General features: G+C 72.3%; 10 protein-coding genes, 2 tRNA genes and 1 pseudogene. 9 read left to right on the top strand and 4 right to left on the bottom strand.

The genetic code is table 11. The annotated features are described in order from the left end of the window. Nucleotides 1–39 precede the first annotated feature (39 nt). Both QOL88_RS19295 and QOL88_RS19290 read right to left on the bottom strand, forming a co-directional pair. Nucleotides 40–4,944: a PAS domain-containing protein gene (locus QOL88_RS19295; protein ID WP_097217706.1), complete on the bottom strand. Its 4,905-nt coding sequence runs from the start codon at nucleotides 4,942–4,944 to the stop codon at nucleotides 40–42. 486 nt (nucleotides 4,945–5,430) lie between these two features. Further along, nucleotides 5,431–5,955, bottom strand: coding sequence for an SSI family serine proteinase inhibitor (locus tag QOL88_RS19290; protein WP_179878905.1), 525 nt, complete (start codon nucleotides 5,953–5,955; stop codon nucleotides 5,431–5,433). A gap of 188 nt (nucleotides 5,956–6,143) precedes the next feature. Here QOL88_RS19290 and QOL88_RS19285 point away from each other — a divergent pair. Together QOL88_RS19285 and QOL88_RS19280 are read left to right on the top strand one after the other, a co-directional pair. Beyond that, a tRNA-Ser gene (locus QOL88_RS19285) sits at nucleotides 6,144–6,234 on the top strand. Between the two features lie 198 nt (nucleotides 6,235–6,432). Continuing rightward, nucleotides 6,433–6,505, top strand: a tRNA-Arg gene (locus QOL88_RS19280). A 380-nt stretch (nucleotides 6,506–6,885) separates the two neighbouring features. Here the strand turns inward: QOL88_RS19280 and QOL88_RS19275 are convergent. Then, nucleotides 6,886–6,999, bottom strand: a pseudogene (locus tag QOL88_RS19275) (NUDIX hydrolase); the annotation flags it as partial. 342 nt (nucleotides 7,000–7,341) lie between these two features. On the opposite strand from QOL88_RS19275, the gene QOL88_RS19270 reads away from it, so the two are divergent. The 3 genes from QOL88_RS19270 to QOL88_RS19260 all read left to right on the top strand — a co-directional run bounded on the left by QOL88_RS19270 (nucleotide 7,342) and on the right by QOL88_RS19260 (nucleotide 10,671). Then, entirely contained in the window at nucleotides 7,342–8,640 is a 1,299-nt protein-coding gene (locus tag QOL88_RS19270; RefSeq protein ID WP_097217702.1) for an ice-binding family protein, read from the top strand. Nucleotides 8,641–8,750: 110 nt separating this feature from the next. Continuing rightward, nucleotides 8,751–9,467: a DUF5819 family protein gene (locus QOL88_RS19265; RefSeq protein ID WP_257027823.1), complete on the top strand. Its 717-nt coding sequence runs from the start codon at nucleotides 8,751–8,753 to the stop codon at nucleotides 9,465–9,467. Next, nucleotides 9,457–10,671 carry an HTTM domain-containing protein gene (locus QOL88_RS19260; protein WP_107426740.1) on the top strand — a complete coding sequence of 405 codons (1,215 nt, stop codon included), beginning with the start codon at nucleotides 9,457–9,459 and terminating at the stop codon, nucleotides 10,669–10,671. The genes QOL88_RS19265 and QOL88_RS19260 overlap by 11 nt, the downstream gene beginning before the upstream one ends. 103 nt (nucleotides 10,672–10,774) lie before the next feature. On the opposite strand, the gene QOL88_RS19255 is transcribed toward QOL88_RS19260, so the two are convergent. Next, the gene (locus tag QOL88_RS19255; protein WP_097217696.1) at nucleotides 10,775–11,251 is read right to left on the bottom strand and encodes a MarR family winged helix-turn-helix transcriptional regulator; all 477 of its coding nucleotides are present in this window, start codon (nucleotides 11,249–11,251) and stop codon (nucleotides 10,775–10,777) included. 95 nt (nucleotides 11,252–11,346) lie between these two features. On the opposite strand from QOL88_RS19255, the gene QOL88_RS19250 reads away from it, so the two are divergent. From QOL88_RS19250 to QOL88_RS19235, 4 genes are all read left to right on the top strand, one after another. After that, nucleotides 11,347–11,742 (top strand): HGxxPAAW family protein, encoded by a 396-nt coding sequence (locus QOL88_RS19250; RefSeq protein ID WP_097217694.1) that lies wholly within the window; start codon nucleotides 11,347–11,349, stop codon nucleotides 11,740–11,742. A gap of 100 nt (nucleotides 11,743–11,842) precedes the next feature. Further along, on the top strand, nucleotides 11,843–12,715 hold the full coding sequence (locus QOL88_RS19245; protein ID WP_097217692.1) for a DUF2797 domain-containing protein: 873 nt from the start codon (nucleotides 11,843–11,845) through the stop codon (nucleotides 12,713–12,715). A gap of 129 nt (nucleotides 12,716–12,844) precedes the next feature. Further along, nucleotides 12,845–13,585 (top strand): response regulator transcription factor, encoded by a 741-nt coding sequence (locus tag QOL88_RS19240; protein ID WP_097217690.1) that lies wholly within the window; start codon nucleotides 12,845–12,847, stop codon nucleotides 13,583–13,585. Next, on the top strand, nucleotides 13,582–15,180 hold the full coding sequence (locus QOL88_RS19235) for a sensor histidine kinase (RefSeq protein ID WP_179878904.1): 1,599 nt from the start codon (nucleotides 13,582–13,584) through the stop codon (nucleotides 15,178–15,180). The genes QOL88_RS19240 and QOL88_RS19235 overlap by 4 nt, the downstream gene beginning before the upstream one ends. The last annotated feature ends 5 nt before the right edge of the window (nucleotides 15,181–15,185 follow it).

Below are 15,185 nucleotides of genomic sequence, written 5' to 3'. Positions count from 1 at the left end.
GCTGACACCCCTCAGGTCCTGCCGGGGCGGCAGGACCTGTCAGTTGGTCCCGATCCGGCTGAGCAGGTCGACGATCCGGGACTGCACCTCGTTGCTGGTGGACCGCTCCGCGAGGAACAGCACCGTTTCCCCGGAGGCCAGCCGCGGCAGGTCGGCCTGGTCGACGGCGGCGGTGTAGACGACGAGCGGGGTGCGGTTGAGCTGCCCGTTCGCCCGCAGCCAGTCGACGATCCCGGCGAACCCCTCCTGCCGCCGTTGCACCTGCAGCAGGTCCATCACGACCAGGTTCGGCCGGAACTGCCCCGCCAGCGTCACCGCGTCCGCGTCACTCGCGGCCCGCGCGACCTGCATCCCGCGCCGCTCCAGCGTCGCCGTCAGCGCCAGCGCGATCTCCGCGTGCTCCTCGATCAGCAGCACCCGCGGCGGGTGCTGCTCACTGTCGCGCGGTGCCAGCGCCTTCAGCAGCACGGCGGGATCGGCGCCGTACGCCGCGTCCCGCGAGGCCTGGCCGAGCCCGGCCGTGACGAGGACGGGCACCTCGGCGGCCACGGCGGCCTGTCGCAACGACTGCAAGGCCGTACGCGTGATCGGTCCGGTCAGCGGGTCGACGAACAGCGCGGCGGGGAAGGCCGCGATCTGCGCGTCGACCTCCTCGCGTGAGTGCACGATCACCGGCCGGTAGCCGCGGTCGCTCAACGCCTGCTGGGTGCTGACGTCCGGCGCCGGCCACACCAGCAACCGCCGCGGGTTGTCCAGCGGCTCGGGCGGCAACTCGTCGTCCATCGGCTGCGGCCGCGGCGGATCGGCCACCTCGACGGCCCCACCGGGCCCGTCCAGCGGCTCGGGCCCCTCGGCGGCGTTCTCGTCCGGTGCGCCTATGGCGTACGACCGCCCGCCGCCCTCGGTCAGCTGCGCGAGGCGCGACTGACCTGCGAGGGACGGCTGCGCCGGGGGCGGTGCGGTGGCCGGGGCGGGGATCTGCGCGGCGACGGGCGGCGGCGTGTGCTCGGAACCCGGATGCGGGCGCGCGCCCTGCTCCGGACGGGGCGCCTGGTCGGCCGGACGCGACTGCCCCTGCTCCGGGCGGGCCGTCTGGTCCGTACGCGTCGCCGGGTCGGGCGGCGTGCCCAGCTTGCGGCGCCGGCCCGATCCGCCCGGCTGGTGCGGGGGAGGCGTCGCCGACTGCTGCGGAACGGACTGCGGGACGGACTGCGGGGCGGGCATGGCCGGCGGCTGCTGCACCTGGGCCGCCTGCCGGGTGAACGGCACGCCCTGGCCCAGCGTGCGCACGCTGATCGCCCGCCCCTGCGTCGAATTCGGATCGACGGGGGGCGCCGCGGCCTCCGCGGGCAGCGGCTGAGCCGCCCGCGGCACGCCTTCCGGCGGCAGCGGGGTGCCTGGGGCGGGGGTGTGCTGCTGCGCGGCCCGGGGTGGCGTGCCGTTGGGGGGCACGGGGTGCGCGGCACCCGCCCCGGACGTCTCGTCGGCGGCGGGCCAGGGCTGGGCCGCGGGGGTGCCGCCCGGCGGCGGGGTTCCGGGGGCGTTCACGCTTTGGGCGTTCGGGTCCTGAGCAGGCATGCCCTGGGGCGGGGTGCCCTGCCCGGGTGCGGCCTCCGCGGGGAGGGGCCGGCCGGCGGACTGCTGCTGACCCGGTGCGGCGATGCCCTGCGGCGGCAGGGGCTGGGCCGGGGCGGGGGGCTGGAAGCCCTGCCCCGGGAGGGCGGCCCGCACACTCTGCCCGAGCCCGCCCTGGGCGGGGACGGACACGCCCTGCGGCCCGACGCCCTGGGGAGCGCTCACCTGGGGGGCGATTCCGGGGTTCCCCTGTGGGGGCACGGTGTTGCCCTGCGCGGCAACCGGCACGCCCTGCGGCGGCACGGCGGCACCTGGCGCGATGGGGGAGCCGGCCACACCCGCCTGAATGGGCCCGCCGTGCCCCGGCCCGGCCTGCGCCGACGGGACCTGCCCGGTGGCGTCCTGCTGAGCGGGGACGCCCTGTGCGGGGACGCCCTGCGCGGGACCGGTGGGGACGGCCTGTGCGGGACCGGCGGGCACGGATGCGGCGGGCACGGATGCGGCAGGTACGCGGCCCGGCCGGCCGGAACCCGCAGGAACGGGACCGGCGGCCGGCGCGGCGCCGGGAGGCACGGGACCGGCTGCCGGCGCGGCGCCCTGGGGCACAGGGCCCACCTGGTCGGCGCTCCCCGGCACCCGCGCTCCGGCCGTCTCGGTGGCCTCGGCCTGCTGCGGTGCCGCGACGGCCCGTCGTCGGCGGCCGGTCGGCGCGCTGGTCGGATGCGGCTGCGGCGGCGTGTGATCGGCGGACTGGTCGTGCGGAACGGCGTCGTGCCGGCCCTCCTCGACCGCACCCGCACCGACCGCACCCGCACCGGCAGCAGCCGCTCCGGGAACAGCCGCTCCAGGAAGAGCCACGGACCCCTGCCCCGGAGGGGGCACCACACCCGGAGCACCCGCGGGACCGCCGGGACCACCGGCGACCTGCTGCCCCTGCCCGGCCGGAGCCTCCTGATGAGCCGGGGCCTGGGCCTGGGCTTGGGCTTGGGCTTGGGCCGGAGTCTGATCGGCCTCGGCCGGCGGCAGCGCGAACACCGGACGCGGCCCGGCGGCGGCCTCCTGCGCGGCCGCGGCCCGCTCATTGGCGGCGGCCAGCGCACGCCGCCGACGCCCGGTCGGCTGCTGGGCCTGCCCCTGATCCGCGTCGGCCGAAGCAGCGGCCTCACCACCGGAGCGCGCCGCGGGCAGCGCCGGCGGCAGCGCGGCCTGCTCACCGGGTTCACGCCGGGCGCGCCGCCCGGACGGCCCGGGCACACCCTGCGGCGGTACGGTCCCGCCCAGCCCCGTGTTCGAGGCGGCGGCGCCCGCCGCATGCTCGGCGGCCGTCACCACGGCCCCCTCGGCCACCCCCTGGACGGCACTGCCGACGCCATCCGCACCGGCGTTCTCGGCCGCGCGCCGCCGCCGTCCGGTGCCGCCCGACGCGGAGTCCTCACCGGATGCCTGCGCCGGGAGGGCCGCCTGCTCCCCGCCGGCCCGGCGCCTGCGCCGCCCGGTGGGCACGGCCCCGTCGGCTGCGGTACCACCGGGCGCGTCGGCTCCGGGACCACCGGCCCCGTCGCCCGCACCGTCCGGGACGTCGCCGTCGAGGAAGGCGTCGGTGGTGGACCGACGTGCTCTGCGCCGCCCTCCACCGGAGGTCTGATCCGCGGGTTCGACGAGGGCGAGCGCGGCGGACTCGTCCACCGGCTGGGCGGCGACGGCCCCGGCCCCGCCCCCGATCGGCACCTCGAGGACGTAGGCGCTCCCGCTCATCCCCGGCACGTCATGCGTCTGCAGCACACCGCCGTGGGCCCGGACGATCCCGCGCACGATCGGCTCGTGCACGGTGTCGCCACCGGCGTACGGCCCGCGCACCTCGATGCGTACGACCTCGCCGCGCTGCGCCGCCGCCACGACGACGGTGTTGTCCAGGTAACCGCCCGCCGACACGGGCGTGTTGCCGGTCGCGTCCACCCCGGCGACGTCGGCGACGAGATGCGCGAGGGCGGTCGCGAGCAGCCGGGGATCGACCTCGGCCTCGATGGGCGGCGCGTGCACGGCGAACTGCACCCGCCCGGGCCCGATCAGCTCGACGGCCCCGTCGACCCCGGCGGCGACGACGGCGTCGAGCATCACCTTCGTACGGGAGACGCTCTCGCTGCCGGTGTCGAGCCGCTGGTACCCGAGGACGTTGTCGATCAGCGTCGTGATGCGCGAGTAGCCGGCCGACAGGTGGTGCAGCACCTGGTTGGCCTCGGGCCACAGCTGCCCGGCGTCGTCGGCGGCCAGGGCGGCCAGCTCGCGGCGCAGTTCCTCCAAGGGCCCGCGCAGGGACCGGCCGAGCAGCGTCAGCAACTGCTCGTGCCGGGCGGCGAGCGCCTCGAACCGGTCCTTCTCGCGCTCCCCGAGCGCGGCGTAGCGGTCCTCGTTCGCGGCGAGTTCCTCGGCGTGCCGTTCGGTCAGCTCCTCCAGCTCGGTGACGTGCTGCTGGCGCAGCGCGGTGAGCTCGGAGGCGTGCTCCTCGGCGATCCGCTCCAGTTCCTCGGCGTGCCGCTTCTCCGCGGCCTCCTTCTCCTCGACGACGGCGTCGTACGGCCGCCGGTCGGTGAAGGTCATCACGGCGCCGACGAGCTGGTCGCCGTCGCGCACCGGCGCGGTCGTCAGGTCGACCGGCACCTTGCCGCCGTCCTTGGAGTACAGCACCTGCCCGCGCACCCGGTGCTTGCGCCCGGAGCGCAGGGTGTCGGCGAGCGGCGAGTCCTCGTAGGGGAAGGGCGAGCCGTCGGCGCGCGAGTGCAGGACGAGGTCGTGCAGTTCGCGTCCGCCGAGGTCGCTGGCCCGGAATCCCAGGATCTGGGCGGCGGCCGGATTGACGAGCACGATCCGCCCGTCGGTGTCGGTGCCGACGACGCCCTCGGCCGCGGCCCGCAGGATCATCTCGGTCTGCCGCTGGGACCGGGCGAGCTCGGCCTCGGTGTCCACGGTCCCGGACAGGTCGCGCACGACGAGCATGAGCAGCTCGTCACCGGTGTAGCCGTAACCGTCGTAGGCCTGCTGGCCGTTCTCGAGATTCGCACTGGTGACCTCGACGGGGAACTCGGTCCCGTCGGTCCTGCGCGCGATCATCCGGGTGGGCTTGGTCCGGGCGTGCGGATCGAGGTGCTCCGGCCGGCGCATGGAGCCGGGGATGAGCTTGGAGTCGAACTGCGGCAGCAGATCGAGCAGCCCGCGCCCCACCAGAGCGGTGCCCGGAGTCTCGAAGGCCTCCAGGGCGATGGTGTTGGCGTTGACGACCGTGCCGTTGGCGTTGACCAGCACCAACGCGTCGGGCAGGGCGTCCAGTATGGCTGCGAGGCGAGCAGCGCCTCGGGATGGCCTGCTGCTCACGAGACGCTTCCTCCCTGTTACCGCACCTTGCCGACCGCTCGGGCCATCTTGCCAACCGTCCCGCAGCGTGTCACGCGAGGGAGTCTAAGGGCTGCGGTTGCGCTCGCGACGCCGGATGAGAGCGAGGTCGCACGAGGAAGTGACCCCGAACTGACGACCGAGTAACCGCCAAACACCCGCCCTCCTGCGACGACGTCGCGGGACCTTCGCGGGACCTTTACGACGACGGCGTTTCTGTACCTTTTGGCCGGGCTGGCGTGATGAGGGCGGAGAGTGGCGCAAATGGGGTGGGGGGTGCTGGGGCCGGGGCCGGGAGTTCGGGCGCCGGGTGCGGGGCGCCGGCCGACGGATCGACACCCGGCAGTCCGACGCCGTACCGGTCCGACGGCCTACCGGTCCGACGGCCCGCAGCCCTGCCGGCCCGACGCCTCGACGGACCCGACGCCCCACAGCCGGCTCAGGCCCAGGCGTCCCGGTAGCCCAGGCTCAGGCCTTGGCTCCCCGGTCGACCTGGTCGCCCCCCACCCCCGGCAGCAGCGGCACGAGCCGGTCCCAGCGGGAGATCTGGCAGCCGTCGCGGCGGTCGTACGTGGCGTCGACGGGCCGTCCGGCCCAAGTGCCGGTGACGTGCGCGGTGGCCGGTCCGCCGTACTGCATGGTGCAGAAGCCGCCCTCCGGCGCGGGTGCGAAGACGTCCTGCCCCCACCGCGTGTCCCGCTCCAGTGCGGCACAGGCGCCACTCGGGTCGGGGTGGCTGCCGCCGTCGGGGTCGCAGTACAGCTCGAACGTTCCGTCGGCCCCGTCGCCGGTGTTCCGTACGGTGACGGTGAGGTGATCGCGGTCGGGCCCGCCCCCGGGCCGGATCGGGGACAGCAGGTCGGTCCCGCCGGCCTGGGCATACGCGGCCGGGGGCACCGCGGTCAGCGACCCGGCGGCGGCGACGGAGGCGGCGGCACCGACGAGGAGGCGCCGCAGGACGGGGCGGGCGGTGGCCCGGGGAGTGGCACGCATCATGCCCTGCCTAACGCGGCGCGGCCCCGGATGTTGCGCGCGCACGCCCGGGCGGGGACCCGCAGGGGCCTGACAAGGGCTTTGCCCTGCGCCCTGCCCGCCTAGTACCGTGGGGGTCGATTGGTGACAGCACGCTCGACTGTGTCATCATCGGCACGCACCGCTCGCGCTCGCGCGGGAGTGATGCTGGAGGCGTCGCCTAGTCCGGTCTATGGCGCCGCACTGCTAATGCGGTTTGGGTCTTAAAGCCCATCGAGGGTTCAAATCCCTCCGCCTCCGCACTCGATCACGAAGCCCCGGTCATCCGACCGGGGCTTCGCTGTCGTTGCACCCTCGCAAGTGCGGCCGGAAGTACCGTTTGCCCAGCTCACAAGGGGTGCGGCTAACGGATTTCACATGGCGGCGGCAGTCATGTAATGTTCTTCCTGTCGCCGCGAGCGAGCCGGAAGGCCCGAGAGCGGCGAAAAAACAGAACAAGCACTCGTAGCTTAACGGATAGAGCATCTGACTACGGATCAGAAGGTTGCAGGTTCGAATCCTGCCGAGTGCACGCAGGCCAAAGGCCCCCTGGGATCATCCCAGGGGGCCTTTGACATCAACCGCTGACATCAACGCGGCCAGAAGCGCCAATCACTCCGCGGCCGGACCTCTGGTCGTTCGCCGTTGCCGTCATGCGAGTACTCCTTCTGCGTAGTGGAGCGTGGCACCCGCGGGTTGGGAGGCCGGCCCTGACGGGCGGGCGGGAATCGGGGAATGAGCACCCGTCCGGGGCGGCCGGGCTACTGGCCGACAGCGAGAGCCACGCCGATCACCAGACCGCGCGACCCGCTGATCACGATGATGAAGAGGACTCCCGCGTATCGGCCGATGGAGCGCACGGGAGCTCCTCCCGCCGGTCAGCGGATCGCTGCGGTCGGGCTCGTCCCGTTTCGCAGGCTCGGCATGGATCAGAGGCTTGATGGGGTAGGGGAGCCGGCCGGTCCCTTCCAGGACTTCGCGGGCAGCAGTTTCTTTCGAGGTCTCGCCCTCCTCGGCCAGGCCCATTGTCGGCGTGTGAGAGGCGCACGGCGCATGTCCCGATAGATAGCCATCAGCGGATCAACAGCCCCAGTGCGTCCGCGTGGCGTGGTGTCAGTCTGCGGGTGGGGCAGTCACGCAGACACTCGGAAGCGCCGGTAGGGAAAATACTGCATTCGGCTCCCTCACTTGAATTCAAGCTATTTTCGTAACGCTGTGCGCCGTCTGAATGAGCGGAGATTCTTCTGTCTTGTTCAAGTCAGTTACAACGATAGTTCTGCGTAATATGCCGCTGCGTAATAGCAGTAAGGCTTCCCGGGTGATGGGTAGGGCCCGGCATGCCACGGTCCTCACAGGATTGGCCTTTCGATGAAGCTGAAAATCCCTCAAGCGGCAGGCCGACGGTCTGTCTCCGGCGTCCTGGCCTCGGCCCTTGCCGCGACGGTTGCCGCCGTGCTGGTCGCGGTGACGCCGACGCAGGCGCTGGCCATCGCCGTGGCCCCGGGGCTGGGCACAGCGGCCAGCTATTCCGTCCTGGCGGGCCAGGGAGTGACCAACACCGGCCCGACCGTGCTCTACAACGACCTCGGGACCTCCCCGAACCCGGCTGTGACCGGATTCCCGCCGGGTGAGGTGCGCGGTGCGGTGCACCGCGCGGACGCCCAGGCCCTCCAGGCCAAGGCAGACCTGGTCCAGGCATACAACAACGCGGCCGGCCAGGCGCAGGACTTCGCACTCGATTCGGTGATCGGTGCGGGCCAGACGCTGGACCCGGGCGTCTACACCCGTGAATCCGGCGGTGTCCAGATCAATGGCACCCTGACCCTGGACGCCCACGGAGACCCCAACGCCGTCTGGGTCTTCCAGATCCCCTCGACCCTGATCACGGCATCGTCCAGCCAGATCCTCCTCACGAACGGCGCCTCGGCGTGCAACGTGTTCTGGCAGGTCGGAAGCTCGGCCACCCTCGGCACCAACTCCGTCTTCGTCGGAACGATCATGGCGTTGACCTCGATCAGCGTGACGACGGGGACGAACATCGAGGGCCGGGCGCTGGCCCGTAACGGCTCCGTGACGCTCGACAACAACCGGATCTTCCTCGGCGGGTGCGCCGGCGCCACCACGGGTGGAACGACGACGGGAACCACCACCGGCACGACGACCGGAACCACCACCGGCACGACCACCGGCGGAGGGCTCCTCGGCGGCGGACTCGTCAGCGGCGGACTCGTCACCGGCGGTCTCCTGGGCGGACCCATCGCCTCGCCCGGCAGCACCTCGGGCAACGTCGCCGGCAACACGTCGGGGAACACCGCGGGCAACACGGCCGGCAACACCACCGGCGGGAACGGCGGAGGCAACGGCGGCGGCAACGGCGGCGGTCACGACCAGGGACCGGGCCATCACGGCAAGCCCGGAAGGCCTGGCCATCACGACAAGCCCGGAAAGCCCGGCCACGACGACAAGCCCGGAAAGCCGAGCCACAACGGCGGGCACGACCACGGCAAGCCCGGCCATGGTGACGACTCCGGTCACGGCAAGCAGCCGCACGAGGACTACGGCTACGGCAAGCAGCCTCACGAGATGTACGGCTACGGCAAGCAGCCCCACGAGAGCTACGGCTACGGCGGCACGCCCGCGGGCCACTCCGAGCGCCACGACGGCTAGGCAACGCACTGCGATGAGCGCGCTCACCCGATGACGGCGCGCGGCGGATCTCATCGACTCCGCCGCGCGCCGCCAGGCGTGGGCAGCTGATCCGAGAAAGGCGGTAGGCGATGTCGAGCGGAATCGATGCGGCGGACGTGAAGGAAATCCAGCATTCCGGACCCGGTCCGGATGTGCAGGAATTCCATGACGCCACGGCCGCTCCGCCCAAGTTGCCGAGAGGTGCGCGTTTCCTCAGAAAAGGCTTGTGCGCCGTCGTGTTCCTGTGCCTGGTGGCGAGTTTTGTCCACGTGCTTCTGGTGTTTCTCCATGTGGCACCGGCCAACACCGTCTCGAAACGATACAGCTCGCAGATCAATGCATGGGTGTTCCCCTTTTTCGAACAGAATTGGCGGCTTTTCGCCCCGGATCCGGAATCCGTGAACCGGCAGATCCTGGCGAGAACCGCCCGCACCGATTCCGATGGATCGTTCGAGGTGAGCCCCTGGTTCGACCTCTCCGCCGTGGACGGCTCCGCGGTCGAACATCACGTCTTTCCGAGCCACACGGCTCAGAACATGTTGCGCCGCGCATGGTCCGGCTATGTCGACTCGCACGGAGGGGACGACGGGGCGCGCACGGAACGCGCCGTGATGATGCGGAAGTACCTGACCAACATCGCCGCGGACCGCCTCGCCGCCCAGCGGGGCGGCACGTTCGACTTCGTTCAACTCCGCGTCGTCACCCTGCCCGTCGCCGCGCCCGGATCATCAGCCGGCGACCGTCCGAGGAAGCCGGCCGAGAACCGGCTTCTGCCCTGGTGGAAGGTGCCCCGCCATGCTGAATGAGGCGAATGTGGCCCAGGACGGGAACGAGGCGCGGAGGACGGCACTCCACGCCGCGGACCGGTGGCTCGCCGACCGGATCTCCGCGGGGTGGGGCCTCCTGACCGGGCGCCCGGTGTCCCTGTACGCCGCGTCGGTGCTGCGCATCGGCTACGGGCTGCTCTACCTGGTCTTTCTGCTGCGTGAGTTCCCGCACCGGGACGAGATCTGGGGCCCCGGATCTCCGTGGACGTCCGCCCTGGCCGACGAGCTCTTCGAGTCGACGGGGTGGGTCAGCGTTCTGGCCCTGTCCGACAGCCGGGCCTACTTCGAGCTCTGCTACGTGCTGGCCCTCGTCACGTCCGCACTGTTCGTGCTGGGTTGGCGGACCCGCATCATGTCCGTCCTCTTCGCCGTCATGGTGACCTCGTTCCATGCGCGCGCGATCTTCATGACGGACGGGGGCGACAATCTGATCCTGCTCATGGCCCTCTACCTCGTCCTCACCGCCTGCGGCCGACGCCTGTCCCTGGACGCGCGCAGGACCGGTCGGAAGGCGGTTTCTGCCGACAGCGGGCCGCGAGCACTCGGCAGCCCTCTCGCACGGCAACTCCGGGACAGCCGGACCACCCTGGTCACTGCGGTGCACAACTGCGGCATGTTCCTCATCGCGGCGCAGGTCTGCCTTCTCTATGGATCAGCCGGTTTGTACAAGGTCCAGGGCAGTACCTGGGGCAACGGCACCGCTCTCCACTACGCCCTGAACCTCGAACTCTTCCGGCCCTGGCCCGCGCTCTCGAACTTCGTGGACGAGCACACGCTCGTGATCGCCATCGCCGGCTACCTGACCGTGCTCCTTCAGGTGGCCTTCCCGTTCGTGTTGTTCGGCAGGCTCAAGTACCCGGTTCTCACCCTGCTGCTGGGTATGCACCTCGGCATCGCCGTGCTCATGGGGCTGCCCCTCTTCTCCGGGGCGATGATCGTCGCGGACGCGGTGTTCCTCCCCGACCGCTTCTACATCCGTCTGGCGGACCTCTGCCGACGCCTGGCGCGGCAGACGAGCGGCCCGGGGCCGGTACGGGCGGCGGGCGCCGGCGCCGTCCCCGCACAGGCCGGGCGCGGCGGCGTACTCGGCTCGAAGCGCCGAGCCGTACTTCCCGCCGAGCGGAAAGACACCCATGACCGCCCCGAGACCGCGTCCCCTCAGCTTCCCTCCAAAGGCTCCTAGCGGAAAGCGTGGAAAGACCGCCACCACTCCGCGCTGCTGACCCTGTGTCAGGTTCACGTCGGCACCGGCCTCCCCGGCCTCCCCGGCCTCCCCGGGCCCCGGTTCAGTCGGGGCGGCAGTGCTCCTCCAGGTACGTCGCCGCCAGCGTGCTCGCGCGGGTGAACCAGTCGTGCAGGACCGCGATCTCGTCCGGGGAGTAGTCCGCGAAGAGGTGGGTGAGGCGGGCGTAGTACGGCTCGTAGACCTCTCGGACGCGGGCGACCGCGTCGGGCTGGGCCGCCACGCGGATGCGGCGGCGGTCCTCGGGGTCGGGGCGGCGGGTGATGTAGCCGGCGCGTTCCAGGCGGTTGAGGATGCCGGTGACCGCGCCGGTCGTGACATGGACGCGGGCTGCCAGGTCTCCTGCCGTGGGGAGGTTCTCGCCGGCCTCGATGACGTAGGCGAAGCAGGTGAGGTCGGTCACACTCAGGCCCACCTGTTGGGCGATCTCGTGCTGTCCGACCAGGTGAGTCGCGATGAGCTGGTCCATCGCCGATAGCGCCTGCTCCGGCGTGGCGGCCGGACGAGGCTTGGCTTGCATTCCCAGATCCCTTAGTTCGTGAGATGTTTGGGCTGTAAAAGTCTTAGCAGATGAGGGGTTCGGGCTCGGAGTCCTCGGGTGCGAGGGAGTGACACGTGAGTGCACATCAGTATGACCACGGGCACACGGTTGCGGGCTGGGTCGGATTCGGCATCGCCACCGTCGGGGCCGGGGTGGCGGGGCTGGGGGTCTGCACCGTCTCCGCCGCGCTGATCGCGGGCGGGGTGGCGATCGGGGTCGTGAGTCTGCTCGTCACGTGGGCCCTGCATCTCTCCGGATGGGGCAAGGGGCCGGGCGTGCGGCCCCGGGCGGAGTGGGGATGGCGGGTGCGGGACTCGGCGGCGCCCGGCGGGCACGCGGAGTGCCTCGGGTGCCGGCTGGCCGGGCGGGGGCCGCGGCGTGGCACGGGTGCGCTGGAGCCGGTCATGCCGGCTCAGCGCCAGAGCGAGCCGGAGACCGTGACCGCCGCCGGGGCCGACTCCGTGCGCTGAGGCCGTTCCCCATCGCCGCCTCCACCGGCCGCCTCCACCAGCCGCCCGCCTTCACCGGCCGCCCCCCCGTTGTCAGTGGTGCCCCCTACGCTCGGCAGAGATGGCACAGGCATGGAAGTGCTCGGGGCTGCGGTGGTCGGCGGATGGTCCCGTGCTGCTGTGGGACGGCGGGCGGCGCAGCGCGCTGACCTGGGGGAAACGCGTCGCCTTCGGGGTCGCGGAAGGGGGTGTGCGCACCTGCGTGGGGGCTCGGGGGCACGCGTGCCCCGTGGGTGCGGCCGTGCCGGGGCGGAGTACGGGGGCGCGGTGTGAGGAGTGCGCGCGGCTGGACCGGGCGCACTCCGTGGCCGCGGACACCATCGCCGATGATCCCCGGCCCTACCACGTCTATCTGGCGTGGTTCGGGCCCGGCATGGTCAAGGTCGGGATCACCGCCGAGGAGCGCGGCTCGGCCCGGCTGCTGGAGCAGGGCGCCGTCTGCTTCAGCTGGCTGGGCGTCGGTCCTCTCATGGCCGCGCGGCGTACGGAGGAGCTGCTCAGGGCCGCCCTGCGGGTGCCCGACCGGATTCCGTACGCCGAGAAGCGGGCGGTGCGGGCCGCGCTGCCGAAGAGCGCCGCAGACCGGGTCCGTGAGGTCGCCGAGCTGCATGAGAGGGCGGTCGCGCTCCCCGCGTGGCCGGAGTCGCTCGTGCGGGAACCGCTGCGGGTCGTCGATCACGTCGGGGTGTTCGGGCTGGCGGACGTGCCCGTCGCCATGGGCGGCGTGAGCGAGCTCGTCGCCGGGGGTGCGGTCGGCGGGGAGCTGGTCGCGGCCGCCGGACCGGATCTGCACCTCGCCACCGGCGACGGGGTCGTCGTGCTCGACACGCGGCTGATGACCGGATGGGGGCTGGTGCCCGCCGCGGGAGACGAACTGACCGTGCCCGTACGGCAGTTCAGGGAGGCGGCAGGCGTGCAGGACGGCTTGTTCTGACCCGCGCGGTCTGCCGACGAGTGCCCGCGCGGCCTACCCAGGAGTTCCCTGAGAGGCGCCTGTGTGTTTCTCAGGGAAATCACAGGTTGTCGAAAGCGTGCTCTCAGAGGTCGCCGACATCGTGTTCACATGACCACGACCTCGCCCCACGGGCGCACCGAACTGCTCAGGCCGGACGGGAGCCCCGTCCGCGTGCTCGTGGTGGACGACGAGCTGTCGATCACCGAGCTGCTGTCCATGGCCCTGCGCTACGAGGGATGGCAGATCCGGAGTGCCGGTGACGGCACGGGTGCGATCCAGGCCGCCCGCGACTTCCGGCCCGACGCCGTCGTCCTCGACATGATGCTGCCCGACATGGACGGGCTGGCCGTGCTCGGCCGGCTGCGCCGGGAACTGCCGGACGTGCCGGTGCTGTTCCTCACCGCCAAGGACGCCGTCGAGGACCGGATCGCCGGGCTCACGGCGGGCGGGGACGACTACGTCACCAAGCCGTTCAGTCTGGAGGAGGTCGTGGCGCGGCTGCGCGGGCTGATACGCCGCTCCGGCGCCGCCGACCGGCGCTCGGACTCCATGCTGGTCGTCGGCGACCTCACCCTCGACGAGGACAGCCACGAGGTGAGCCGGGCCGGGGACGACATCCACCTGACCGCGACCGAGTTCGAGCTGCTGCGGTTCATGATGCGCAACCCGCGCCGCGTGCTCAGCAAGGCGCAGATCCTCGATCGGGTGTGGTCGTACGACTTCGGCGGCCAGGCCAACGTCGTCGAGCTGTACATCTCCTATCTGCGACGGAAGATCGACGCCGGACGCGAGCCGATGATCCACACGCGGCGCGGTGCCGGGTACCTGATCAAGCCCGCGGCGTCATGAGCGGCCGACGACGGCCGCGTACGCAGCAACGGGCGGGCGGGCGGCGACCAGGCAAGCCGCGCACGCTGCGAACGCGGCTCGTCGTCGCGTCCGTGGTGCTGATCGCCGTGGTGTGTGCGGTGATCGGGACGGTGACGACGCTGGCGCTGCGATCGCATCTGTACGAGCAGCTCGACGCGCAGGTCGACGACTCCGGCAAGCGACTGTCGGGTCCCGCGAAGCCCGGTGGCGGGAAAGATCTCGACGCGACGGACAGGATCACCGGTTTCATCAAGGGGCCGGCGCGGCCCGGGACCGTCGCCGCCGCGGTCGGCGCCGACGGCGGCATCACCCGGGCCGCCTTCGCCGGGGACCCCGAGGCGAACAGCCTCTACCAGGGGAACACCCCCGTCGACCTCACCGACGAACAGAAGGCCGCCCTCGCCGAGGTGCCGGCCACGGGCATGCACACCGTCGAGATTCCCGGCCTCGGCGAGTACCGCGTGCAGTACGTCAACGGACTCGACGGCGGTACCTACTACGTCGCCCTGCCCACCGAGTCGGTCACCACCACCATCAGCACCCTCGTCATCGTCGAGGTCAGCGTCACCGGCGCCGGACTCGTCGCCGCCGCCATCGCCGGTTCCGTCCTCATCGGCGTGGCGACCCGCCCCCTGCGCCGCGTCGCCGCCACCGCCACCCGGGTGTCCGAACTGCCCCTGCACACCGGCGAGGTGAACCTCAGCGAGCGGGTCCCCGACTCCGAGACCGACCCGCACACCGAGGTCGGCAAGGTCGGCGCCGCGCTGAACCGGATGCTCGACCACGTCCACGGGGCGCTGCACGCACGGCAGCAGAGCGAGACCCGCGTCAGACAGTTCGTCGCCGACGCCAGCCACGAGCTGCGCACCCCCCTCGCCTCCATCCGTGGCTACGCCGAGCTCACCCGGCGCGGCAGGGAGCAGGTCGGGCCCGACACCCGGCACGCCCTGGGCCGGATCGAGTCCGAGGCCGGCCGGATGACTCTCCTGGTCGAGGATCTGCTGCTGCTCGCCCGGCTCGACGCCGGACGGCCGCTCCAGTTCGAGCAGACCGACCTCGTCCCGCTCGTGGTGGACACCATCAGCGACGCCCGGGCGGCCGGCCAGGACCACATCTGGCGGCTCGACCTGCCCGACGAGCCCGCGCTCGTGTCGGCGGACGCGGCCCGGCTGCAACAGGTCCTCGTCAACCTCCTCGGCAACGCCCGCAAGCACACTCCGCCCGGCACCACCGTCACCGCGCGGGTGCAGCGGCGTGACCGATGGCTGTGCGTGGAGGTCGAGGACAACGGGCAGGGCATTCCCGCCGAGTTGCTCCCGCACGTCTTCGAGCGGTTCGCCAGAGGCGACTCCGCGCGCTCCCGCGCCACCGGCTCGACCGGTCTCGGCCTCGCCATCGTGCAGGCCGTGGTGACCGCGCACGGCGGTGCCGTGACCGTCGACAGCGTGCCCGGGCGGACCGTGTTCACGGTGTACCTGCCCGCGCTGCCGCCCGAGCCGCAGCCGGACATGAGCTGGCAGCCGCACTCACAGGCACGCCACAGCGTCACCACATGGGCACAACAGGGCGCCTGACGAAA

The sequence above is a fragment of the Streptomyces sp. Ag82_O1-12 genome (assembly GCF_900182715.1).
In the GTDB taxonomy this organism is placed as follows: domain Bacteria; phylum Actinomycetota; class Actinomycetes; order Streptomycetales; family Streptomycetaceae; genus Streptomyces; species Streptomyces massasporeus.
Note: the sequence above shows the minus strand (reverse complement) of the source record. Positions and strands in the feature narration are given on the sequence as shown.